General features: G+C 68.3%; 16 protein-coding genes and 1 pseudogene. 11 read left to right on the forward strand and 6 right to left on the reverse strand.

Features of this window, described 5'->3' with window-relative positions:
• Together VF536_RS21390 and VF536_RS21395 are read left to right on the forward strand one after the other, a co-directional pair.
• A partial coding sequence (locus VF536_RS21390; protein WP_331616903.1) for an alpha/beta fold hydrolase occupies positions 1–3,358 on the forward strand: 3,358 nt, incomplete at its 5' end.
• Positions 3,355–5,088, forward strand: a complete 1,734-nt coding sequence (locus VF536_RS21395; RefSeq protein ID WP_331616904.1) for an alkaline phosphatase D family protein — start codon at positions 3,355–3,357, stop codon at positions 5,086–5,088. The genes VF536_RS21390 and VF536_RS21395, both read left to right, overlap by 4 nt.
• Before the next feature lie 159 nt (positions 5,089–5,247).
• Here VF536_RS21395 and VF536_RS21400 read toward each other — a convergent pair whose 3' ends face one another.
• Positions 5,248–5,730 (reverse strand): hypothetical protein, encoded by a 483-nt coding sequence (locus VF536_RS21400; protein ID WP_331616905.1) that lies wholly within the window; start codon positions 5,728–5,730, stop codon positions 5,248–5,250.
• A 460-nt stretch (positions 5,731–6,190) separates the two neighbouring features.
• On the reverse strand, positions 6,191–7,918 hold the full coding sequence (locus VF536_RS21405; protein WP_331616906.1) for a tannase/feruloyl esterase family alpha/beta hydrolase: 1,728 nt from the start codon (positions 7,916–7,918) through the stop codon (positions 6,191–6,193).
• Between the two features lie 279 nt (positions 7,919–8,197).
• Here VF536_RS21405 and VF536_RS21410 point away from each other — a divergent pair, with 279 nt between their 5' ends.
• Positions 8,198–9,769 carry a CYTH and CHAD domain-containing protein gene (locus VF536_RS21410; RefSeq protein WP_331616907.1) on the forward strand — a complete coding sequence of 524 codons (1,572 nt, stop codon included), beginning with the start codon at positions 8,198–8,200 and terminating at the stop codon, positions 9,767–9,769.
• A gap of 97 nt (positions 9,770–9,866) precedes the next feature.
• Complete coding sequence (locus tag VF536_RS21415; protein ID WP_331616909.1) at positions 9,867–10,409, forward strand: hypothetical protein; 543 nt, start codon at positions 9,867–9,869, stop codon at positions 10,407–10,409.
• Between the two features lie 22 nt (positions 10,410–10,431).
• Here VF536_RS21415 and VF536_RS21420 read toward each other — a convergent pair whose 3' ends face one another.
• From VF536_RS21420 to VF536_RS21430, 3 genes are all read right to left on the reverse strand, one after another.
• Positions 10,432–11,169, reverse strand: coding sequence for a site-2 protease family protein (locus tag VF536_RS21420; protein ID WP_331616910.1), 738 nt, complete (start codon positions 11,167–11,169; stop codon positions 10,432–10,434).
• A 4-nt stretch (positions 11,170–11,173) separates the two neighbouring features.
• Positions 11,174–12,091: a DUF2167 domain-containing protein gene (locus VF536_RS21425; RefSeq protein WP_331616911.1), complete on the reverse strand. Its 918-nt coding sequence runs from the start codon at positions 12,089–12,091 to the stop codon at positions 11,174–11,176.
• Between the two features lie 317 nt (positions 12,092–12,408).
• Complete coding sequence (locus VF536_RS21430) at positions 12,409–15,969, reverse strand: indolepyruvate ferredoxin oxidoreductase family protein (RefSeq protein WP_331616912.1); 3,561 nt, start codon at positions 15,967–15,969, stop codon at positions 12,409–12,411.
• Positions 15,970–16,334: 365 nt separating this feature from the next.
• Here VF536_RS21430 and VF536_RS21435 point away from each other — a divergent pair.
• A pseudogene (locus VF536_RS21435) lies at positions 16,335–16,808 on the forward strand (Lrp/AsnC family transcriptional regulator); the annotation flags it as partial.
• Between the two features lie 252 nt (positions 16,809–17,060).
• On the opposite strand, the gene VF536_RS21440 reads toward VF536_RS21435, so the two are convergent.
• Positions 17,061–17,336, reverse strand: coding sequence for an ABC transporter permease (locus VF536_RS21440; protein WP_331616914.1), 276 nt, complete (start codon positions 17,334–17,336; stop codon positions 17,061–17,063).
• Positions 17,337–17,695: 359 nt separating this feature from the next.
• Here VF536_RS21440 and VF536_RS21445 point away from each other — a divergent pair, with 359 nt between their 5' ends.
• The 6 genes from VF536_RS21445 to VF536_RS21470 all read left to right on the forward strand — a co-directional run bounded on the left by VF536_RS21445 (position 17,696) and on the right by VF536_RS21470 (position 22,763).
• Positions 17,696–18,586 (forward strand): EamA family transporter, encoded by an 891-nt coding sequence (locus VF536_RS21445; protein WP_331616915.1) that lies wholly within the window; start codon positions 17,696–17,698, stop codon positions 18,584–18,586.
• Positions 18,583–19,302: a hypothetical protein gene (locus VF536_RS21450; protein WP_331616916.1), complete on the forward strand. Its 720-nt coding sequence runs from the start codon at positions 18,583–18,585 to the stop codon at positions 19,300–19,302. Before VF536_RS21445 ends, VF536_RS21450 begins: the two co-directional genes overlap by 4 nt.
• Before the next feature lie 4 nt (positions 19,303–19,306).
• Entirely contained in the window at positions 19,307–20,050 is a 744-nt protein-coding gene (locus VF536_RS21455) for a hypothetical protein (RefSeq protein WP_331616917.1), read from the forward strand.
• Between the two features lie 134 nt (positions 20,051–20,184).
• Complete coding sequence (locus VF536_RS21460) at positions 20,185–21,519, forward strand: glycoside hydrolase family 18 protein (protein ID WP_331616918.1); 1,335 nt, start codon at positions 20,185–20,187, stop codon at positions 21,517–21,519.
• A 36-nt stretch (positions 21,520–21,555) separates the two neighbouring features.
• Positions 21,556–22,017, forward strand: a complete 462-nt coding sequence (locus VF536_RS21465; protein ID WP_331616920.1) for a methylglyoxal synthase — start codon at positions 21,556–21,558, stop codon at positions 22,015–22,017.
• Between the two features lie 59 nt (positions 22,018–22,076).
• On the forward strand, positions 22,077–22,763 hold the full coding sequence (locus tag VF536_RS21470) for a hypothetical protein (RefSeq protein WP_331616921.1): 687 nt from the start codon (positions 22,077–22,079) through the stop codon (positions 22,761–22,763).
• Positions 22,764–22,855: the final 92 nt, after the last annotated feature.

Consider the following 22,855-nt stretch of genomic DNA (forward strand, 5'->3'; position numbering starts at 1 on the left):
GATGGACGCCCGCCCGCGCGGTGCGGCCGGGTGGTCGCACGAGGCCTGCATCGCCTGCGGCGATTGCGCGACCGACTGCAATCACGAGGCCAAGCAGTCGCTGGACACCGGCTTGCTGCTGCAAGCCTGGCGGCAGGGCGCCGACCTCGTCTGCGGCGCGAGTGTCGAGGCGCTCGCCGCCGCGCCGGGCGTCGGCTGGCGCGTCACGCTGCAGCACACCGACGAGCCGTTGCGCCAGCGGCAGGGCGAGCCCTTCGAGGTGCTCGCGCGTCGGGTGATCCTGGCCGCCGGCACGCTGGGATCGACGGAGATCCTGATGCGTTCGCGGGACCGCGGTCTGCCGCTGTCGCGCATGCTCGGGCAGGCGTTCTCGGCCAACGGCGACGTGATCGCCGTCGGTCACGGGTGGCCCCGGCCCGTCCACGCGGTCGCCGACGAGGACCAGCCTCCCGCGGCGCGGCAGGTCGGTCCGACGATCACTGGCGTCTGGCATGCAGGGCCGGATTACGTCGTGGAGGACCTGGCGATTCCCGGCGCGTTGCGGCCGGTCTTCGAGGAAGGCTTCGCCCTGGCGGCGACCTTGGACGCGCTGGCGCGCGCGAACCCGGGGCCGCACGAGGAACGCGCCGATTTCGACGATCCCTTCGCCGTCCGCCCGTCCGTGACCGAGCGCCAGTTGCCGCTGGCGATCGTCGGGCGCGACAGCGGCACCGGCCGGCTGGTCCGGCGCGACGGATTCGAGGAACCCGGCGGCTTGCAGGTCGACTGGCCCGGTCTGCGGGATGAGCCCGCGATCGCGCGTCGGCACGAGGCGCTGGAGCGGCGCCTCCGCACCCAGGGCGCCCGGCTGCTGCGCAACCCGCTGTGGCAACTGCTGCCGCCGGAGATGGCCTTCCTCACGAACGACGCGCGCGGGCCGATGCTCAGCGTGCATCCGCTGGGCGGCTGCGCGATGGGCGATCGCGGCAGCGACGGCGTGGTCGATGCGATCGGGCGGGTGTTCTCCGGCGACGGCGACGCGGTGCATGACGGACTGGTCGTGCTGGACGGCGCCATCGTGCCGGGCTCGCTCGCGATCAATCCGGCGCTGACGATCAGCGCGTTGGCGCAGCGGGCGCTGGACCAGTTGGTCCTCCTGTGGCGACTGGGCGCCCCGTCACCGGTGACCGTGCGTCGGGAGCCGGTGCGTCCTGTCTTCCGCAAAAGCACCGGCGGTAGCACCAGCGGCAGAGACGCGACGGTGATCGAAGTGCGCGAGCGCCTCGGCGGTTTCGTGCGCTGGTCCGGCGCGCCGGGCTCACCGGTGAAGTACCTGGAGTTCTGCGTGGTCTTCCAACCGAAGGCGTTGGTGGACCTGTTGAGACCTGGCCCCGAGCGACGGTTGATCGTGGCGCCGGAGAGCCGGCTGCGTGTTTTCGAGGCGCGCGAGCGCCGGCCCGGATGCTTCGAGATCGTCGGCCCGAACCCGGGAGACCGCCGGCTCTGGGCGCACGAAGAGCGCGGCGACGAGTACGCCCTGTTCACCGCGCCGCTGGCGGAAGGGGAACTGACGCTCTTCCAGCGCGAGGCCTCGGGATCGATGCGACGCCACGCACGCGGCCTGTGGGCGTGGGCGATCAATCGCGGCGTGCGCGATGCCTGGCAGGGGTTGGTCGACTGGGCCGGGCGTCGCTCGCCGCCGAAGGCGCTGGGCGCAGCGCGGGCGGGCTTGCGCGCACGGGCCGTCAACGCCTGGCACCTTGCCGGACACGCGGGGGAAGCGCGGGTGATGCGTTATCAGGTGCGCATCGATCCGGCCGCGGACCTGCCCGCGTGGGCGGTTGCGTTGCGCGATCAGCCGTTGAGCGGCGCCAAGCGGATCAGCTACACGCGGCGCGGCAACCCGTGGACGCAGCTGAGCCGCATGACGCTGGCGCCCCTCGCCGGCATGGCGCCGCCGCCAGGGGCGCGGGAGATCGTGCTGACGCTGGACATGCACCACCTCGCCCGCGAGCGGATGCCGCTGCTGCGCATCCGGCAGGCGCGCGACATCCCCTCGGCGGCGCGTGACATCGGCGCGCTGATGGCCTACATCGCGCGCATGACGATTGGGCTGCACGCCTGGACCTTCCGCAAGCCCGACGAGGCACCGCCGCGGCGCATCTCGCGCCTGCCGGGCGCGGTGCCCGGCCTGCCGGACCCCGTGGTGATCGAGATGGCCGCCGGGCGTTGGGGCGACGCGGGGGCGCAGCGCCAGGACCTCGACCGCCCGGCGCGCGAGGACGACGAGCGCCCGGTGCTGATCCGGCTCACGCGTTACGCCCGGTCGGGCGGCGAGCCGGTGCTGATGATCCACGGCTACAGCGCCAGCGGCACGACCTTCGCGCACCACGCCGTGCGCCCGGGTCCGGCCAAGCTGCTGTGGGACGCGGGCTACGACGTCTGGCTGCTGGACCTGCGCACCAGCGCCGGCCTGCCGACGGCCCGGCTGCCGTGGACCTTCGAGGAAGCCGCGTTCAACGACATCCCGCTGGCCGTCGACCGGGTGCTGCGCGAGACCGGCCGCGAGCGGCTGAACCTCCTCGCGCACTGCATGGGGTCGGTGATGCTGCACATGGCGTTGCTGGAGCCGCGCGAGCAGACCTGGGAGCGCTGCTTCCCCCTGCGTGCGGCCCTGAAGGACAGGATCTCGAGGCTGGTCATCTCGCAGGTCACGCCGCTGATGGTGATGTCGCCGACCAACAGCCTGCGCGGCGTGCTGATGCAATACCTGCGGCCCTACCTGCCGCTGGGCGACTACGCATTCCGGCCGGAAGGCACGCTCACGCTGTTCGATCACCTGCTCGACCGGCTGCTGGCCAGCCTCCCGTATCCGGACGCGGAATTCGACCTGGAGAACCCGCCGCCCTGGCCGCCGTGGCGGATGCGGCGCACCCCCTGGACCGCGACGCGGCATCGCATGGACCTGCTGTACGGACGCGACTTCGCGATCGGCAACGTCGACCGCGCCGTGTTCGATTTCATCGACGACCACTTCGGGCCGCTGAACATGGACACGGTCGCGCAGGCGATCCACTTCGCGCGCTGCCACGAGATCACCGACTGGCAGGGGGCGAGCGTCTACCTCGACAGTCTTGCGAAGAGTCTGGCGCTGCTGAAGTCTTTCCCGGTGCTGTCGCTGCACGGCGAGGACAACGGCTTGTGCAGCGCCGACAGCGCCGAGCTGCTCAAGGACTACTACGAGCAGGCCGCGCCGGGACGTTATCGGTACCGGGTGATCGCGGGCCACGGGCATCAGGACTGCCTGATCGGACGCCACATCGCGACGCAGGTGTTCCCGCACGTGCTCGCCTTCCTGGCCGAGGAGCCGCCATCATGAGCGGGTTCCTGTCCGGGACCCGGCGGGGCACGGGGGCCGACGGGCTGCTGATCGGCGCGGAGGCGCCCGGCCATCGCGTCGAGCGCGCGGCGCCGGAGACCGGCCGCGTGCCGCTGCTGACGGCACTGCGACCCGAGCGCGGCTGGCCGCACTGGTTGCTGTGGGTACCGATGCGATGGCGCGGCGGATGGGTCTATGAACAGCTGCCGCTGCCCTGGCGCATCGAGTCTTTCGTGCCACCCGGCATGGGGCAGCCGGGCGCGCCGTGGCGGATCTCGCAGGCCGTGGAGGCGTTTCCACCGCAGCCAGGCGCGTCATCCGGTGCTGCGACCGATATGACCGTCGAGGTCGGCATCGATGGCGGCGATGAACGCGAGATCGACGTCCACGGTTTGCTTCTGGTGGCGCTCTATCTCGAGCCGCGCGCGCTGGCCATGGAGGGCGCGCATCGTGGCGTGATGCACGAGCTCGGCGAGGAAGAGCTGCAGGCGCAGGTCGAGGGTGCGCTCGGGCAGTTCCTGGATCTGCCGCCGCATCGCTGGGCGCATGGTTTCGTGCCGTCGCCGGACGAGTCGGTGTCCGACGGCGTGTGCTTCGCGCTGGCGGCGTGCCAGTACCCACCGGGTCTGCTCGATGCGAGCCCGGGTTGGGAGCTCGACGCCTCGCAAGCCGGGCCGGGTCTGGCGTCCTTGGCGCGTTTGCACCGGTTCACGCGCTCGACGGTGCGGGGGCGGACCTGCTCGCTGGTGCTGTTCGCCGGGGACCAGATCTATGCGGATGCGAGCGGCGGGTTGGCCGATTCGCGCAGCGGCATCGAGCGTTATGCACGCGGCTACGGCGAGTTCAAAGCCGGTCCCGCCCGGCTGCTGCCGCCGACGGTGGCGCGCGTCGTGCACGCGATCGACGATCACGAGATCGTCGACAACTGGGAACCGAGTCCCGGTGCCAGTCACGGGGGCAACGGCCCGTGGTTCGACGTCGCGCGGCAGGCGGCCTGGCATCACCGATGGGAAGCCGGCGCGCGAGTGGGCGGACCGGAGCTGCTGTGGCACGACTTTGACTGGCGCGGGGCGGCCTTCTTCATCGCCGATGCGCGTTGCGAGCGCGAGGCGCGACGTGTCGCGAACTGGTCGAGCGCGCGCCTGTGGTCGACATCGCAACGCGACGCCTTCGGCGAGTGGCTGTCACGCGCTGCGGATCGGCCGAAGTTCGTGCTGAGCGGCTCACTGCCGCTGCCGCGTCGTCGCACGACGGTGGAGCACGCGGCGAGCTGCCTGCGTTCGGACGCGTGGGACGGGTATCCGCACAGCCTGCACGAACTGCTGGGGGCGGTGTGGCGGCATCGCGCGTCGGGGCTGGTGTTCCTGTCGGGCGACGAGCATCGCTCGGGCTGGGTGAGCGCGGAGATCTCGGCGGTCGACGGCGACGACCGCGCGCCGGTGCGCATCCACTCGGTCCACAGCTCGGCGCTGTATGCACCGTGGCCGTTCGCGATCACAGCGGCCGAGGAGCTGGCCGCGCCCGATGCCTTCGAGTTCGACGGCCCGGACGGCCGGCGCCTGCGATGCGTGGTCAGCGTGTGGGCGGATCGTCCCGGCGATGGTTTCGCCGTGCTGCGTGTGCGAGGCGGCGAAGTCGAACTCTGGTTCGACCGATCCGGTCAAATATCGGATGCGCCGGACGGCGTGTTGTCGTCCGGAAATCTTGCCTCGTCCAAGGCGGATCGATAGACTGCGAACCTCAAGATCGAACCAGGCGGAGTGAGACGGTCGAGCCGCCCAAGCAATTGGGTCCCAGCTGGAATGGGAGTTCGCGGAAACGCGATAGAGAACTCCGCGTGCGGCGACCACCTTTCGGTGGTCGCCTGTTTTTTTGTCCGGCTACTTCTTTCATGCTCGAAGAGGCTGCCGCAAGCAGGTTGCTTTCAACAGCTTCGCAAAGCTGACCTTTCGACCCCTCGTCAAGCTGACGTCAAAGGGATGCTTCAAGTAGGCCGATTGAACTTTGAGGATGAGTCGGCGCTTCCGCTTGGTATCGCGACTCAGCTCGAAGAACAGCACGTAGTGCTGCTGCGATGCCCCGGTCTTGCCGGTCACCGATTCGACAGTGACGAAGTTCTGTGGCTGCTCCCGGGCGATGCGGATGGCACGCTTTGGAAGGTCCTTGATGATCCTGGGCAGGTGCAACGATGAGAGCGAGTAGCGCTCTTCGCAGAGTACGCGAATCTCTTGCCCGTCGTTGAAGAGTTCACCCGACGGAATCGTGTGCCTCGGCCTACCGTCCCAAGGAATCGAGCGCGTGAAGCAATGGCTTGAGAAGTAGGCGACGACGACGATGTCGAAGCCCAGCCCCGGGTCGATGCGGAAAGCCATGGGCTCAAGGTGGGTGAGGTCCCAAGGTATCCCGCAACGCGCGACAACCCGGCCCCGATGTCGCGGAGATACCGCCTCAAGGTGCTCGGCCACCGGGACATCGGTGGTCGCGCTGACTGATGCAACGGGGGAGCGTGACTCGCTTTCCAGCGTGGAACTGGTCATGACGCAGGGACTCTGGGAACAACGGGGCAGTCATGTTTCCGACCCTGTTCCGTTCGCGCCTTGCGCCGCGTCAACAATGTCGCTGGTCAAGCAGAAGTTGCGATGTCTGTCGCGGGGCGGCGACTCATCGATGAGTAAGGCCGCAGCCGTTGTTGACTGGTCCATGCCAGTCGCTGCCCGATGCCTGTTGCTCTTCGCAGGGGACACGGGCGGATGAACGACACCGGATCGACCTGTGGTTCGATCGATCCGGTCCGCACGGGGGCGCGTCAACGACCGCCGACGCGCCCGATGCTCAACTGCTCACGCAGGTGAAGCTGCCGGCCTGATTGGGATCGGCCGGTGCGCCGACGTACTTCGGCCAGGTCGGATAGCGGCAGAGCGGGCGGTTGGCGGTGCCGGCCGGCGACAGGTCGGCGGCGGCCTTGGTCTGGCTGTTGCCGGCGACGATCTTGTCCGCGGGGTCGACGCCCTTCTCGACCCAGTCGCTCAGGATGCCGAGGCTGTCGAACACCGGAATGAACGGCCCCGTGTCACCGTGGCCGTTGCCAGGGATCAGGTAGAAGCGGACCGACGCGTCGATCTTCGCCTGACCATACTTGGCCACCAGGGCCTGGTAGTACTCGACCGACGAATCGGTGCTCACCACCTCGTCCGCCGTGCCGTGGGTCCAGACGATCCGGCCGCCGCGCGCGAAGAAACGGTCGAGGTCGGTGCTCGCAGCATCCGTCTGCGTCGAGACGTCGATGATGCGCTGCTGCCAGCTGCCCGGGTTCGCCGGGTCCACGCTGGTGGTGTTGAACGCGGCGTCGCGGGTGATGAAGAACTTCATCCACTGGTCGCCGGTCAGGTAGGCGTTGGGCGAGTTCGCCTTCGTGCCGGAGGTCACCGCCAGGTAGTTCGGCGCCTGCGGACCGATGCCGTTGGGCCCGAAGTTCCGCGAGCTCGAATAGGGCGGTCCGAACACCATCCCCGCCATCAGGTTGTAGCCGCCGTAGCGCGTGACGCCATTGGCCAGCGGATAGCTCAGCTGCAGCGGGCTGGCCATCGCGCGTACCGTCGCGATCTGCGGGTCGGAGAGGCAGGTGTCGCCGCCGTCGGTGCCGTTGGGGCAGCGCAGGCTGGACAGCGTGGCATCGGCGCGCGCCTTGCAGGCCGGGAGGTTGGCGATGAGCCCGTCCTGCACGCCGTCCAGCGTGTCGCAGGACGCCATCACCGCGTTCAGCAGCAGGGAGGTCTTGGCGGGATTCAGCCAACCCGCGCCGCCGTTCTGGAAGATCGATCGGCCCAGCTGGATGTTGGACAGCCGCAGGCCGGTGTAGTTCAGCGCCGGACGGTTGATGAAGATCGCGTCGTAGCTGTCCGGCCAGTTCTGCGCCGCCGAGAGCGCGTCCCGGCCGCCGGTCGAGCTGCCGATGAAATAGCTCTTCAGCGGTGCGTCGACCTGGTACAGGCTGCGCACCAGCAGGCGGGCCACGTCCTGCGTCTTCTTCAGGCTCTGGCGGCCGTAGTTGCGCAGCGCCTCGTCATTGGTGGCGAAGGATCCGTTGGTGATGCCGCCGACGTGGCCGGAGTCGTCGCCCAGCGTCACGTAGCCCCGCGTCAGCGGTGTCGGCGTGTCGTTGCCGGCGAAGTTGGTCGGGTCCAGGCCGGTGATCAGCACGCCGTCGAAACCGCCGCCGCCGTACTGCAGCATCTTGCCGTTCCAGGTCGCGGGCAGGTTGACCTCGAAGTTGATGACGGGGGCCGCCGGGTCGACCGGCTTGATGCGACCAAGCACCTTGCAGAAGCTGCCGTTGAGGTTGCCCGCCGCGTCTGCGGCGACCAGAGTCGCGGAGGCGATCTCCGCACCGGAGGACGGCAGGCTGATCTGCGCAGCGGTCGCCGTGAAGGCGGCGGCCGCGCTGCACGACTGTGCGGTGATCACCGCGGGCTTGAACGGCGGCGTGACATCGGCGTTGTCGTCGCCGCTGCCGCAGGCGGTCAACAGCATCGCCAAGGTCACCGGCGTGGCGGCAAGCAAGGCGGACTTGCGGGTGGAATTGCGAGTGGAATTGCGGGAGGGAAGGCGGGAGGGAAGGGGCCTGACCTGGCGGTCCGGCGCTCTCGAATCTGGCATGGAAGTCTCCGGTTCTTGTTCCCGTGGATGACACGGTGAGCCCATCGTGGGTGGGCATCTGGGAGACGTCAAATATCTCGAAATGATGAAGTCAATATGTATTTCATATGGACTTCGCAGCTCGCCCGATTGGGTGAGCAGCGCCGCGGCAGGGGCGCCGTTCTTCACATGCGACACTGCCGGATGACCGAAATCGAACTGCGTTTCCAGATTCCCGAATCGCAATGGACCGCCGTGCGCCGCTGGGTTGCGGGGACCGGCAAGACCGTCGCGGTCGAGGAACGCCTGCAGGCCTCGTACTTCGATACGCCCGAGCGCGACCTCGCGCACGCCGGCTTCGCGCTGCGGCTGCGACGCGAGGGCGACGTCTGGGTGCAGACGCTCAAGGGCGCCGCGCCCGACGGCATGACGCGCCTCGAGCACAACGTGCCGCTGGGTGCGGACATCCCCCAGCTCGACGTCGCCCGTCACGCCGACCATCCCGCCGGGCAGGCGCTTCAGGCGCTGCTCGCCGAACTGCCCGCGGACGCTCTGCAGGCGCTGTTCCGCACCGACATCACCCGCCTCACGCGCCCGCTGCGCACGCCGCATGGCACGGTCGAACTCGCGCTCGATCACGGCGCGCTGCTCGCGGGCGAGGGCGACTCGCTGCGCAGCACGCCGGTGGCCGAACTCGAGATCGAACTGAAGAGCGGCGAAGCCCGCGCCGTGCTCGAAACCGCGCGGCAATGGGCCATCGAACGCTTCGGGCTGTCGCTCGAACTGCGCACGAAGGCGCTGCGCGGCGATCTGCTCGCGCGCGGTCTGGACTGCGCGCCGGTCGCCGGTTCGCACGCGATCCACTGGACCGGCGACATGACCCGCGACGACGCGCTTCACGTGCTGCTGCGCGAGTGCCTGGAGCCCATCGTCGGCAACGCCTCGCAGATCGCGAGCGGACGGCATCGGCCCGAACACCTGCACCAGATGCGCGTCGGCCTGCGGCGCCTGCGCGCCGGCGTGCGGCTGCTGGCGTCGGACGACGACCTCGCGCTGCATGCGCTGGCCGAAGGCGCCGGGCAACTGTCGCGACGACTCACCGCGGCGCGCGACGTCGATGCCCAGGCCGAAGCCGGATGGCGCATCGCGATGCTCGCCGCCTGGCGCGCCGAGCGGCCGTCCGCGGCGTCCGAGATGTCGCCCGCGCCGCCCATCGACGTCGCCGGCCTGCTGCTCGTGCCGGAGGTGCAGGGCTGGATGCTCGCGATCATCGGCTGGCTCGCGCGTCCCGCGCCGGACCATGCGCCCGAGGAGGAGCAAGACCTGGCCCTCGTCCACGCGCACATCGCGCAGTGGCGTGCGGCCACCGACAAGCAGGTCAAGCGTTTCGACCGCCTCGACACCGAGGGCCGTCATCACCTGCGCCGGCGTCTGAGACGCCTGCGGCTCGCGCTGGAGCTGACCTTCGCCGTGCCCGGCGGGAGCGACGGCGCCCGCCTGTCCAAGAAGGAGATCGAGGCGCGGGCCCGGCAACTGGCGCGCGTCCACGAGGCCGCGCAGCGCCTGGGTGCGCTGAACGACCTCGAAGTCGGCCTGACGCAGGCGCGCGAGCAGCTCGCCTTCGCCATGGCGCACGGCGACGTGCCGGCGGCCGCGCAGGCGGGCTTCTCGCTGGGATGGCTGAGGCCGCGTCAGCGGCAGGCGCTCGAGAAGGCAGCCAAGGCCGTGAAGGCCGTGAAGCCGGTGAAGGCAGTCAAGCGCGCCAAGCCCGACTGAAGCGCTTCGCCCGACTGACTTCACTGAGGAGCGCACCCACCGCCTCATGCCGAGGCGTTGGGATGCGTTCCCTCATTCCAGTCACTTCGAGGCCGACATGCCGCAGTTCCATTCCCTGCCCTTCACCGAACTTCCCCACCGCCCCGGCGAAGAGATCCCGGATCGCGCCCGTATCCCCGGGCTGCTGGCGATGGCGGTCGATCCCGACCGGCTGTGCGCCGTCCAGGCGCTCGCCGCCCGAAGATTGCTGGACCCCGACGGCGAGGTCTATCCCGCCGACGGCTGCGCGATCACGCTGACCTTGCTGATGCGCGGGGCCGGGTTCGAGGTCCACGAGCTCTACTGGGCGATCGACGTGCCGGCGATGCTGCTCTCGCGGGGATGGCGGGAAGTCCCGCCGGGCGGGCAGCGGGCCGGCGACATCGGCAGCACCTGCCGCGAGGGGACACATCATGGCGAGGACCACGTCTTCCTGGTGGTCCGTTGCGTCAACCCGGACGAGATGATCGTCGTGGACAACCAGGCCGCCTACCCGCACTTCCGATGGGCGAGCGGGCAGGGCGGCAAGACGCCGACGGCGATGTTCTACCGGGCCCCCGAGGCTCCCGAGGCCGCCGGGGCGTCTGAGGCGCTGGACTGAGCGTCCCCGCGCAGCGGCGGCCTCAGGCGTCGCCGCCGCCGAGATGGCGCGCCGCGCCCAGCATCTCGTGGACGTCGTGCGTCATCACCGCGAGGAAGGCCGCCAGACCGATGTAGTACGCGGCGTACTCCCACTTCACCCGGGTGGGGACGGCGTAGTAGGTCTTCGCCTCCTCGCTGTCGGCGCGGTACTTCCAGGCCTTCATCAGCTGCGGCGCGGCCAGCAGCGCGATCAGCAGCAGCATCGGACTGGGCCGGAGGATGAACAGCCCGACCAGCACCGGCACGCCCGCGAACCAGATTCGCGGCGACAGCACCGCCGTGATCCGGCCGCCGTCGAACGGCGACATCGGGATCAGGTTGAACAGGTTCAGGAAGAAGCCCGCGTACGACACCGCCAGCAGCCAGTCCAGGTTCCAGCTGCGCGCCATCAGATAGCAGACGGTGGCGCCGACGGTGCCCAGCAGCGGCCCGCCCAGGCCGACGTAGGCCTCGGTCTGCGCGTCGTGCGGCATGTCCTTGAGCTCGATCCAGGCGCCGACGAAGGGGATGAAGGTCGGCAGGCCGACGTCCAGGCCCTTCTGGCGCGCGGCGAGATAGTGGCCCATCTCATGCACGAACAGCAGCGCGATGAACCCCACCGCGTAGCGCCAGCCGTAGATCCAGGCGTACAGCAGGACCGACAGCAGCATCGTGCCCCCGCTGAACAGCAGTTTGCTCAGCTTGACGCCGGAGAACAGCAGGAACAGGAGCTTGGTCATCGGCTCAGGACTCCGCGGACTCGCTCTTCTTGCGGCCGAAGAACTTCATGATCGCGCCGCCGAAACCGACGACGGCGAGGATGATGATCTTCGCGAACTTCAGGAAGAACGCGCCGATCACCGCCAGCAGGCCCAGCTTCTTCGCGCCCACGCCCAGCACCAGTGCGGCCAGGCCGTACTCGGCGACCTTGTCGGTGCTGCTGTTGAAGTCGGCGTAGCGCTTGCCGTCGTTGAACTCCAGCGCGCCCAGCAGCTGCTGCGCGTCGCCCTTGTACTTGGGCAGGTCGTCCAGGCCGGTGACCAGGTTCAGGCTCATGTAGCCCTCGCGGCCCAGCGCGTAGGTGTTGTAGTTGACGCCTTGCGGCTCATTGGCCGCCGCGCCGACCTCGCGCGACTTCATCGCCCAGACCAGGCGGTGCGAGTCCGCCGTGTAGGCCGGCTCCTGCGCCCAGCCGGTGATCTCCAGCGCGCGGCCGCCCATCTTCTTGCGCTCGTCGTTGCTGGCTTCGGTGCCTTCCTTGAAGCTCTTCAGCATGTCCGCCGCGTCCCAGTGCTTGGCGTCGTCGTCCTTGATGTAGCCGGACTTCTCGAAACGCAGCGTCGCGAACCAGTCGCCGTCGCCGCGCGGGAAGACCACGCCTTCCAGGTCGCTGTAGTCGCCGGGGTTGCCCATGGCGCGCATCAGCTTGGCCGCGTGCGGCTGCGGGACGTAGACCTTGCCCTCGGGCAGATGCAGCACGGCCTGGCTGGACAGCTTCACGTCCTGCGGCCCCTTCACGATGTCGTTCTGCGCGGCGGTGAGGACCTTGGCGAACTCGTTCTCGCCGGACTGCGCCGAGGCGGGCGTGGCGGTGATGAACATCGCGCCGAACAGCGCGCCGGCAAGGACCCGCAGCGCGCGGGTGAAGGGGGTGGCGGTCATGGATTTCCCTCGAAACGGTGTATCGAACCTGGCCTCTGACGGGCCGAAGGGTGCGAGTCTATCGATGTGAGTCGACGGGAAATCCGCACTTCCCCCATCCGGGGGCATGAAAAAGCCAGCGCAGTGACCAAAGACATACAGCCCGCCCGGTCACCCGGGGCGGGCTGTATCGATCCGATCGCCAAGCCCCGACCGCCAAGGCCCGAGGGCAGCGAGCGGGAGTGGGGCCGGAGTGATGCTAGGGGTTCGCGGACGCGATGCCCCTTGCGTCGCGGAGAGCCCGCGCTTGGCCGTTCGTCAGCAGCGACCGTGGCACGTCAGGCCACTTCACTCCACTGCTTGGACAACTGGTCCCACTTCAGTCGCGCCGCCTTCAGATGGCGCTCCTTCACGTGGCCGTAGCCGCGGATGTCTTCCGGGATGCGGGCCAGCTCGACGGCGGTCGACAGGCGCTCCGTGGTGAGGCCCTTGGCCAGGATGGCGTCGATGGTTGCGCGGTAGTCGACGATCAACTGACGTTCCGACTTGCGTTCCTCGGTGTGGCCGAACGGATCGAAGGCCGTGCCGCGCAGGCCCTTCATCTTGGCCAGCATGCCCATGGCCGGGCGGACCCAGCTGCCGAAGGGGCGCTTCTGCAGATGGCCGTGGTCGTCCTTCTTGGCGAGCATCGGCGGTGCCAGGTGATGCACGACCTTGAAGTCGCCTTCGAACTGGCCCTTGATCTTGTCCAGGAACTTGGTGTCGGTGTGCAGGCGGGCGACCTCGTACTCGTCCTTGTAGGCCATCAGCTTGAACAGGTAGCGCGCGACGGCTTCCGTCAGGCGCGTGCCGCCGACGGGCGCTTCCGCCTGGCGGACCTTCTCGACGAAGGCGCGGTACTGCTCGGCGTAGGCGGCGTTCTGGTAGTCGGTCAGGAACTCGACGCGCTTGGCGATCAGCTCGTCCACGCCCTGGCGCTTGACGAAGTTGATGACCTGCTGCGCCGCGAACAGCGACTGCACCGCCGCCAGGTCGTGCGCGCAGCGACGGCCCCATTCGAACGCGGCCTTGTTGTTGTCGACCTGCACGCCGTTGAGCTCGATGGCGCGCATCAGCGCGGCGTGGCTCAGCGGCACGCGGCCCTTCTGCCACGAGAAGCCCAGCATCAGCGGGTTGGTGTACAGCGAGTCGCCCAGCAGCTTCACCGCGACCTCTTCCGCGTCGAACATGCCCAGGTGCGAGGCGCCCACGGCCTTCTGCACGGCGGCCTCGCAGGCGGCGCCGGGGAAGGACCAGTTCGCGTCGTTGACCAGCGTTGCGGTCGGCGAGCCGTGCGTGTTCAGCGCCACGAAGCTGCGGCCTTCGCGCATCACGGCCAGCGTCGTCTTGTTGGCGGCGACGATGGAATCGCAGGCGATCACCAGGTCGGCCTCCGCGGTGCCGACCTTGGTGCAGTGGATCGCGTCCGGCGTGTTGGCGATCTGGATGTGGCTCCAGGTCGCGCCGCCCTTCTGCGCCAGACCGGCCGCGTCCTGCGTGATCACGCCCTTGCCTTCCAGGTGCGCGGCCATGCCGAGCAACTGGCCGATGGTGATCACGCCGGTGCCGCCGACGCCGGCCACGACGATGCCCCAGGCCTCGACCGCGTTCGGGATCGTCGGCTGCGGGATCACCGGCAGCGACGCGTCGAACGGGCTGACGCGCTTGTCCTTCTTCGGCTTCTTCAGCTCACCGCCTTCGATGGTGACGAAGCTCGGGCAGAAGCCCTTCACGCACGAGAAGTCCTTGTTGCAGGTGTTCTGGTTGATCTGGCGCTTGCGACCGAACTCGGTCTCCAGCGGCTCGACCGACAGGCAGTTCGACTGCACCGAGCAGTCGCCGCAGCCTTCGCAGACCAGCTCGTTGATGACGGTGCGCTTGGCCGGGTCGACCAGCTTGCCGCGCTTGCGGCGGCGGCGCTTCTCGGTCGCGCAGGTCTGGTCGTAGATGATGACCGTGGTGCCCGGAATCTCGCGGAACTGGCGCTGCAGCGCGTCCAGCTCGTCGCGGTGGTGCACCGTCACGCCGGGCGCCAGCGGCTTGCCGTCGTACTTCTCCGGCTCGTCGGTGACGATGATCAGCTTGGCCACGCCTTCGCTGACCAGGCTGTTCATGATCTGCGTGACGCTGTGGCCCTCGGGGCGCTCGCCGACCTGCTGGCCGCCGGTCATCGCGACCGCGTCGTTGTAGAGCACCTTGTAGGTGATGTTCACGCCCGCGGCGATGGACTGGCGGATCGCCAGGATGCCGCTGTGGAAGTAGGTGCCGTCGCCGAGGTTGCTGAAGATGTGCTTCTCGTCGGTGAACGGCGCCTGGCCGACCCAGGGCACGCCTTCGCCGCCCATCTGGGTGAAGGTCGCGGTGTTGCGGCCCGGCATCCAGGTGACCATGTAGTGGCAGCCGATGCCACCCACGGCCCGCGAGCCGTCCGGCACGCGCGTGCTGGTGTTGTGCGGGCAGCCGGAGCAGAACCACGGCGTGCGGTCGGCGCCGCCGGCGGTCTTCTCCTCGCTCTTGAGCGACTGCTCCTTGGCTTCGATCAGCGCGACGCGCGCATCCAGGCGCGCGGCGGTGTCGGCGTCCACCCCCAGCTTCTTGAGCCGCTTGGCGATGGCGCGCGCGATGATGGCCGGCGTCAGGTCGGCCTGCGGGCGCAGCAGCCAGTTGCTGCTCGGGTTCGGGTGGCTCCACTCGCCGCCGCTGCGGTCGCCGTCGGTCTCGTCGAACTTGCCGAGCACGTTCGGGCGCACGTCCGGACGCCAGTTGTACAGCTCTTCCTTGAGCTGGTACTCGATCATCTGGCGCTTCTCCTCGATGACGAGGATCTCCTGCAGCCCGGTGGCGAAGTCGCGGGTGATGGTCGCTTCCAGCGGCCACACCACGTTGACCTTGTGCAGCCGGATGCCCAGGCGGCGGCAGCTGTCGTCGTCCAGGCCCAGGTCGTGCAGCGCCTGGCGGGTGTCGTTCCAGGCTTTGCCCGAGGCGATCAGGCCGATGCGGTCATGCGGCGTGGCGATGACGTTGTGGTTGAGCTTGTTGGCGCGGACGTAGGCGAGGGCGGCGTACCACTTGTGGTCCATCATCCGCGCCTCTTGATCCAGCGGCGGATCGGGCCAGCGGATGTGCAGGCCGCCCGGGGGCATCTGGAAATCTTCGGGCATCAGGATCTCGACGCGGTCGGGATCGACGCTGACGCTGCTGGACGATTCGACGATCTCCTGGATCGTCTTCATGCCCGACCACAGGCCGGAGAAGCGGCTCATCGCGAAGGCGTGCAGGCCCATGTCCAGGATCTCCTGGACGCTGCTCGGGAAGAACACCGGGAAGCCGACGGCCTTGAAGACGTGGTCGCTCTGGTGGGCGGCGGTGGAGCTCTTGGCGATGTGGTCGTCGGCGGCGATGGCGATCACGCCGCCGTACTTGGACGTGCCGGCCATGTTGGCGTGCTTGAACACGTCGATGGAGCGGTCCACGCCAGGGCCCTTGCCGTACCACATGCCGAAGACGCCGTCGAACTTCGCCTTCTCGGGGAACAGTGCGAGCTGCTGGGTGCCCCAGACGGCGGTGGCGCCGAGTTCCTCGTTGACGCCGGGCTGGAAGACGATGTGCTGCTTGGCGAGGTGCTTCTTCGCGGCCATCAGGGCCTGGTCGTAGCCGCCCAGCGGGGAGCCGCGGTAGCCGGAGATGAAGCCGGCGGTGTTGAGGCCGGCGATGGCGTCGCGGGTGCGTTGCAGCATCGGCAGGCGGACCAGCGCCTGGACGCCGCTCATGAAGGCGCGGCCCTCGTCGAGTGCGTACTTGTCATCCAGCGTGACCTTCTCGAGGGCGCGCAGGATGTGTTCGGGCAAGGGGGCGTTCATGCGGGGAGTCTCCTGATGGGTGGCTGACTTCCGGTCCCCGCTTGTGGCGAGGCCGTGTGCCTTGGCTGCCGTCGCGCCAAGTATGGCGGCGCGCGGAAAACGCAGAGAACAGTGTAGGAAACAACGCCCGGCGAGTGTTTGCTAGTTCTGCGCCGGGGACGGTCGTTTGAGCAAGAATCTTTCTCGGAATGAAGAAAGGGATTCGAATGGCATCGAAAAATGGAGCATCAGGGAAAACCATGAGGGCGACGCCGGGTTCCTCGGGCGGCGACGAGGGGGTCGAACGGGGCGCTGATCGAGTTGCCGATCGGGGCGCCGATCGTGGTGATGACGCGGGCGGATCCGGTGCTCCGGCAAGCGGCGAACTCGACCGGTATCACGTGGCGATCCTGGGAGAGCTGCAGCGCGAGGCGCGCCTGTCGAATGCGGAGCTGGCGACGCGGATCGGGCTGTCGCCAGCGCCGACCTGGCGCCGGGTGCGGTGGCTGGAGGAGCAGGGCTTCATCACCGGCTACCGCGCCGAGATCGACCGGCGCCGCCTGGGTCTGGGCGTGCTGGCGTTCGTGCGGGTGGACGCGGACCGCAACAACGGCGCGGCGACCAAGCAGCTGGAGGAGGCGATCCGGCAACTGCCGGAGGTGATCTCGTGCCACTACATCAGCGGCGCCGGGACCTTCGAGCTGGAGGTGATGGCCACGGATCTCGATGCGTTCAGCCGGTTCTCGATCGACACGCTGCTGAACCTGCCGAACGTGAAGGACATCCACACGAGCTTCTCGCTCGGGGAAGTGAAGGCGGGTGGGGCGTTGCCGCTGGGGCACCTGAAGCCCAAGGGATAAGCGGTCGTCGAATTCGACGACCGCCATGTTCGCGAATGCCCAAAGTCGTTATCGACCCTTATTCACGCAGGAGTGAATTGCATACGCCAAGAGTGTGGAGAGCGGCGGCGTGGCAACCCAATAAAGCGTGGCGGGCCAGCAACCGTTCAACTGGTAATACACGATGGGCAGCAAAGCGGCGAGCAGCAGTGTGAACGAGATGGCCCATCGCCATCCCAAACGCCTGGAATCATGGTCTTTCATTCGAGCCCTTTACAGCTGGGTATTTGCAACCTTCTGATTCGAGAGATCGGACAGTCCACCGGCAATGAATCCGGTGATCGCTCCTCCGATGAAACCGCCCACAAACCCTGCTGCGGCTGCCGGACCTGCAATCGCGCCAGTGATCGCTCCGCCGACCCCACCCGCGACGCCGCCGATGTACGCACCATTGATCGCTGCTTGTGTGTCCCAGCCGCCGGACACCATATCGATTTCCTCCTCGGTCAGCTCTCGAATTTCTCCGTAGTTGATTTCCATCGTAGACATGACGTTTCCTCATTGACGTTGATTTTCATGCCGCTCATGTGGCGGTCACGGCGACGGCACCTTTCATGCATGCCGCGCTTGCGACGCTAACGGCCGCGTGCCGGTCAAGAAATAGGGGAAAAGTCGATCATGGAAATGTATGAGCTGAATTGGTTGATTTAGATATTCTCTTGCGCTGAAAATAACAAAGGGAAGTAACTTAAATTGAGTTGGTGGTCATGAAAGGTCGGACGTGATGGTGCGGCGATAACCACGTCGAGGATGGAAAGCTGTACCGGTCGCACTCCCGAGCGCCTGTACCGGGCGGACGGAGGGCCCCGCTGGCATAGTCGACGATCCCCCCTCGCTCCCCGGCCGCCATGACGCTACCGCTCCGACATTTCCTGCTCGCGCTGTCCGTGGTCGCCATCTGGGGGAGCAACTTCGTCGTGATCCGCTGGGGCCTGAACGCGTTCCCGCCGCTGCTGTTCGCCGCACTGCGCTTCACCTTCGCCGCGCTGCCCGCGATGCTGCTGCTGCCGCGGCCGAAGGTCGGCTGGCGCAATCTCGCCGCGTACGGCGCCTTCGTCGGCGTCGGCCAGTTCGCGCTGCTCTACCTCGCGATGCGCTCGCAGATCTCGCCGGGGCTGGCCTCGCTCGTCATCCAGACGCAGGTCTTCTTCACCTTGCTGCTCGCCATGAAGATGAGCGGCGAACGCGTCCAGGGCTTCCAGTGGCTGGCCCTGATCACCGCCGCGGCCGGCATCGGCGTCATCGCGTCTCACACCGACGGCACGACGACCGTGCTCGGTCTCGGGATGGTGCTGCTGGCCGCGCTCTGCTGGTCCAGCGGCAACATCGTCGGCAAACGCGCCGGCGCCGTGAACATGCTGGGCTACGTGGTCTGGAGCAGCGCCTTCGCCGCGCCCGCGCTGTTCGTCCTTTCCTTCATCGTCGAAGGCCCCGCGCAGATGGGCGAGGCGCTCCAGCACGCCGGCCTCGGCGCATGGGGCGCGGTGCTCTGGCAGTCGGTCGGCAACACGCTCTTCGGCTACGGCGCGTGGAGCTTCCTCCTGTCGCGCCATCCCGCCGCGACCATCGTTCCGATGGCGCTGCTGGTGCCCGTATTCGGCATGAGCTGCTCCGCGCTGCTGCTCGGCGAAGGCCTGCCGCCTTGGAAGCTGATGGCTGCGGCGCTCGTGATCAGTGGGCTCGCGATCAATCTGCTGTGGCCGCATGTGCGCGGCGTGCTGAAGGCTGCGCGAGCATGAGCATGCTCGCGCGTCGTGCGTTGGCCGCGATGGCCATCGCGCTGTTTGGCGCGCTCACGCCGCTTGGCGCGAACGCTCAATTCGTTCCGCCGGAGAAGGGCAAGGCGCCCGCGACGATTCCCTCCGTGCGCGACCAGGAGATCGCCCAATGCCTGCCCGGCGAAGTGCAGACCTGGGGCGACGGTCGCGATCGCGCGATCGCGACGCGCTCGTTGCGCTTCGCCTACCGTCACGACAACGCGCCGTCGTGGTTCAGCGAACCGCAGGTGATGGCGCTGGTGAAGCGCTCCGCCGAGGCCTGGACCGCGTGCGGACTGAAGCTCGCCGTCGTCGCCGTGCCGCGCGGCCAGGTGCCGCCGGAGGACGCCATCCAGATCCTCTGGAGCGACGTCGGCAGCCGCGGCCAGTTCGCGCTGGCCAACGTGACGGCGCGCAGCCTGTCGATCGGTCCCGGTCTCTTTGCGCTGCTGCGCGAGCGCAATCCCAAGCACCCGGCGGACCAGACGCTGCAGATGGTGCTCTCGCACGAGATGGGTCACTTCCTCGGCCTGATGGCGCATTCGAAGCGCTGCGTGGACACGATGTCCTACTACGACAACGGCAAGGGTGAGCGCTGCGCGCTGCGCGATCCGAAGAGCTGGGGCAGCGTCGTCGAGTACCGCTCGATGCTGCCCACTGCTTGCGACATCGACCGCTGCAAGGCGCTCAACAAGTGACGTCGTGATCGACGTCCTCGCGGCGTATGCTGGCGCGATGAACTCGAATCGCCGCCTCGCCGTTCTTGCCATCGCCGCGCTGGGCGTCACCGCCTCCTTGATGACGCCGGTCCACGCACAAGGCCCGAAGCAGAACCTGCAGGTCGAGATGCGCTGGGTCGAATCCGAGCTCAGCGGTTCCACGGTGGCCGGCATCCGCGACGGCAGCACCGTCGTGAGCACGGGCGGCTCCGTGTCGGCGCGCGGCGGCGTCGCGCTCTCGACCGAGAACCGCGAGCAACGCCAGCAGCTGTTCCCGCGCCTGCTGGTGCTCAACGGCTCGCAGGCCTCGTTCACGATGACCGAATCGACGCCGATCCAGTGGGTCGACGTCGCGCTCGACCGTCAGCAAGGCGAGCAACGCGACCGCGTGGTCGTCGTGCCGCGCCAGGGCATGGCCGAGCGCGTGCGCGGCATCGTCGTCCGACCGAAATGGCCGGGCGGTCGCAGCCCGGTGGACGTCGAAGTCCGCGCCTCGGACCAGGCGCAGATGCCGCAGGGCGGCGCCTACGGCACTTCGCTGCCCGACGGCCAGCAGCGACCCAGCACCGACGTCCTCAGCACCGTCCAGGCGCCGCTCGGCATCTGGGTCACGATCGCGCGCACGGGCAGCGTGACTTCAAGCGCCAGTCGCAACACCTACAGCACGCGGGACGCGGAGGTGCAGAAGCTCCGCGAACTGCAGTTGCGGGTCGACGTGGCGCCATAGAGCGACGTGGCCCCGCACAGCGAAGTGGCTCCATAAAGGTTTCTCCGAAGTCGCTGCATCGATCGAATTGGTATTTGACTGGTGTTAATTTTCGGCTCAATCCGATAAGCTGCGGCGTCCTTTGGAGGCCCCGCATGTCCGTTCGCGCTCTGTCCCGCATCCCCACCCCGTTGACGGCCGCGATCGCCGCGCTCGGCGCGATTGCCGCCTCGGCGGCCATCGCCGCCACGCCGGCCGCCGATGCGAAGGCCGATCAGAAGTCCGATGCACCGGGCTACCCGCTCTTCGGCGCCAAGCCCGTCGAGTTCGAGCGCACCGGCGGCAAGATCGTCGGCATCTACGTGCCCAACTGGGAGCCGGTCGAGCTGATCGAGCGCGTGCCCCCGCAAAACCTGACCCACGTGCTCTACGCCTTCCTGCGCCTGTGCGGTCCCGGCCAGTTGGAGAAGGACGCCGCGAAGTGCGTCGGCAAGAAGGATTTCGAGATCGGCACCGGCCCGATCGACGCGCGATTCAACGCCGCGTTCCAACGCTACAAGCAGCGCGCCCCGCATCTGAAGATCGTCGCCTCGGTGGGCGGCTGGGGCGGATCGGATCCGATCTTCCACCTGGTCGGCGACCCGGCGAAGCGCGCGGTGTTCGCGGCCTCGGCGCAGCAGTTCCTGCGCGACCATCCGGCCTTCGACGGCATCGACATCGACTGGGAGCATCCCGGCAACAACGGCGCGGCCAACGGAGTGCAGCTGGGCAGCCCGCAGGACGGTCAGTCCTACGCGGAACTGATGGCCGACCTGCGCAAGGCACTGGACGCGCTGACCGCGGAGACGGGCCGTCCCTACCTGTTGACCACGGCCGTGAACCCGATGGATTCCATCGTCGGCAAGATCAACTTCAAGGACGCGTCCAAGCCACTGGATCTCGTCTTCATGATGACCTACGACTTCTACGGCATGTGGTCGCCGGTGGCGGGGCATCACACGACGCTGCGCGCGTCGTCGCCGCAGGCCGACGACAGCCTGGAACGCGCAGTGGCCAACCTGGAGAAGGCCGGCGTGCCGCGTTCGAAGCTGGTGGCCGGCGTGGCGATGTACGGCCGCGGCTTCACCGGTGTGAGCAAGACGGTCGCGGGCGCCGCGAAGACCGGCGCCTACCCGGGAGCCGAGGGCGCGCAGGGCTACCGCGAGATGGCCGGCCGCATCCTCGACGCGAAGGGCAACGGCCGCGCGGGCTACCAGTCCGTCTGGGACCCGGTGACGCAGTCGTGGTCGCTGTTCAACCCGGCGCAGAAGCTCTGGATGGGCTACGACGATCCGCGCGCGGTGCTCGCCAAGGGCCGCTTCGTGCGCGATCAGGGCCTCGCGGGTGTGTTCGCCTGGGAACTCAGCCAGGACAACGGCGACCTGCTCAACGCGATGAACCGGGGCGTCGGCAACGTGCCGCTGGCGACGCAGAAAGAACCGCGCCGGTAACTCGCACGTCGTTCCTTCGGGCCTACGATCGCAGCCATGACTGCCTCCACCGTTCCCGCTTCCGCATCTTCTCCCGACGCTGCGACGGCGACCGCCGCACCCGCGCGCCTGCGCATCGCCTTGATCGCCCACGACGGCAAGAAGGACGAGATGGTGATGCTCGCCACCGAATTCGCCGGCTTCCTCGGCGGCTGTGAACTGGTGGCGACCGGCACGACCGGTTCGCGCCTGACGGCGGAGGTCGGCCTGACGGTCGAGCGCATGCTGTCCGGCCCGCACGGCGGCGACCTGCAGATCGGCGCACGCCTGGCGGTGGGCCTGGTCGACGCGGTCGTCTTCCTGCGTGACCCGATGACGCCGCAGCCGCATGAACCCGACATCAACGCGCTGGTCCGCGCCTGCGACGTCCACAACGTCGCCTGCGCCACCAACGTCACCAGCAGCCGGCTGATGCTGCGCTCGCTGCAGGTGCTCGGCACGGGCGGCGGCCGGGAGTAGAGTCATCCGTCGACGCCGGGGTCTGTCGATCTCCCGGCGAACGACAAAAGGAGACTCCGATGCAACGACGTTCCCTGATCGCCACGGCCGCGGCCCTCCCCGCGTTGTCCGCACTGGCAGCACTGCCGGCCCGTGCACAGACCCGTCCGCCAATGATCGCAGCCGAACAGTACTGGTTCATCTTCCTCGAGACCGGCAAGCCGGTGCCCGACGACAAGGCCGCCGTCTCGGCGATGCAGGCCGGGCACCTCGAGAACTTCAAGCGGCTCTTCGCCGACGAGAAGCTCTTCGCCGCCGGACCGATGCGCGATCCCTCGAAGCAGAAGCGCGGCATCGTCGTGGTCAAGGCACCCAACCGCCAGATCCTGCTGAGCTACTTCGAACCCGACCAGTACATCCGCGAGGGCTACATGGTCGTCAACGCCCAGCCGGCAACCGTGCACCAGGCACTGCACCACACCGGCATCGATCCCAACGGGATCGAGGAGAACCGCATCGTGCTGTTCAGCCGCGCGGAGGACAAGGACAAGGACGCCGTCCCGATCTTCCTGCAACGCGCGCTCGACGAGGGCGTCATCGGCGCCTGGTACTCGCTGGAAGACGGGCCGATCGGCGAGGTCGTGTTCTCGCGCGGCACCGACGAGACCGCGCTGCGCAAGACGATGGCCGAGTACCCGGGGCTCATGGATCAACGCGCCACGATGAAGATCTGGGGGCAGTGGTTGGGGAAGGGCGTTTTGCGCTGAACCCTGGGCTCGATCGAGCGAGTCGGCGGGAGCCGGGGCACCCCCGGGCTCATACGCTCGCAGGCTCCGCTAAATCGCCCGGAGGCACCCCG

The sequence above is a fragment of the Roseateles sp. genome (assembly GCF_036486225.1).
In the GTDB taxonomy this organism is placed as follows: Bacteria; Pseudomonadota; Gammaproteobacteria; order Burkholderiales; family Burkholderiaceae_C; genus Roseateles.

Coding starts and splice junctions, on each gene's coding strand:
- VF536_RS21395 (WP_331616904.1), top strand. CDS start 3,355: ATGAGCGGGTTCCTGTCCGGGACCCGGCGGGGCACGGGGGCCGACGGG.
- VF536_RS21400 (WP_331616905.1), bottom strand. CDS start 5,730: ATGGCTTTCCGCATCGACCCGGGGCTGGGCTTCGACATCGTCGTCGTC.
- VF536_RS21410 (WP_331616907.1), top strand. CDS start 8,198: ATGACCGAAATCGAACTGCGTTTCCAGATTCCCGAATCGCAATGGACC.
- VF536_RS21415 (WP_331616909.1), top strand. CDS start 9,867: ATGCCGCAGTTCCATTCCCTGCCCTTCACCGAACTTCCCCACCGCCCC.
- VF536_RS21420 (WP_331616910.1), bottom strand. CDS start 11,169: ATGACCAAGCTCCTGTTCCTGCTGTTCTCCGGCGTCAAGCTGAGCAAA.
- VF536_RS21425 (WP_331616911.1), bottom strand. CDS start 12,091: ATGACCGCCACCCCCTTCACCCGCGCGCTGCGGGTCCTTGCCGGCGCG.
- VF536_RS21430 (WP_331616912.1), bottom strand. CDS start 15,969: ATGAACGCCCCCTTGCCCGAACACATCCTGCGCGCCCTCGAGAAGGTC.
- VF536_RS21440 (WP_331616914.1), bottom strand. CDS start 17,336: ATGTCTACGATGGAAATCAACTACGGAGAAATTCGAGAGCTGACCGAG.
- VF536_RS21445 (WP_331616915.1), top strand. CDS start 17,696: ATGACGCTACCGCTCCGACATTTCCTGCTCGCGCTGTCCGTGGTCGCC.
- VF536_RS21450 (WP_331616916.1), top strand. CDS start 18,583: ATGAGCATGCTCGCGCGTCGTGCGTTGGCCGCGATGGCCATCGCGCTG.
- VF536_RS21460 (WP_331616918.1), top strand. CDS start 20,185: ATGTCCGTTCGCGCTCTGTCCCGCATCCCCACCCCGTTGACGGCCGCG.
- VF536_RS21465 (WP_331616920.1), top strand. CDS start 21,556: ATGACTGCCTCCACCGTTCCCGCTTCCGCATCTTCTCCCGACGCTGCG.
- VF536_RS21470 (WP_331616921.1), top strand. CDS start 22,077: ATGCAACGACGTTCCCTGATCGCCACGGCCGCGGCCCTCCCCGCGTTG.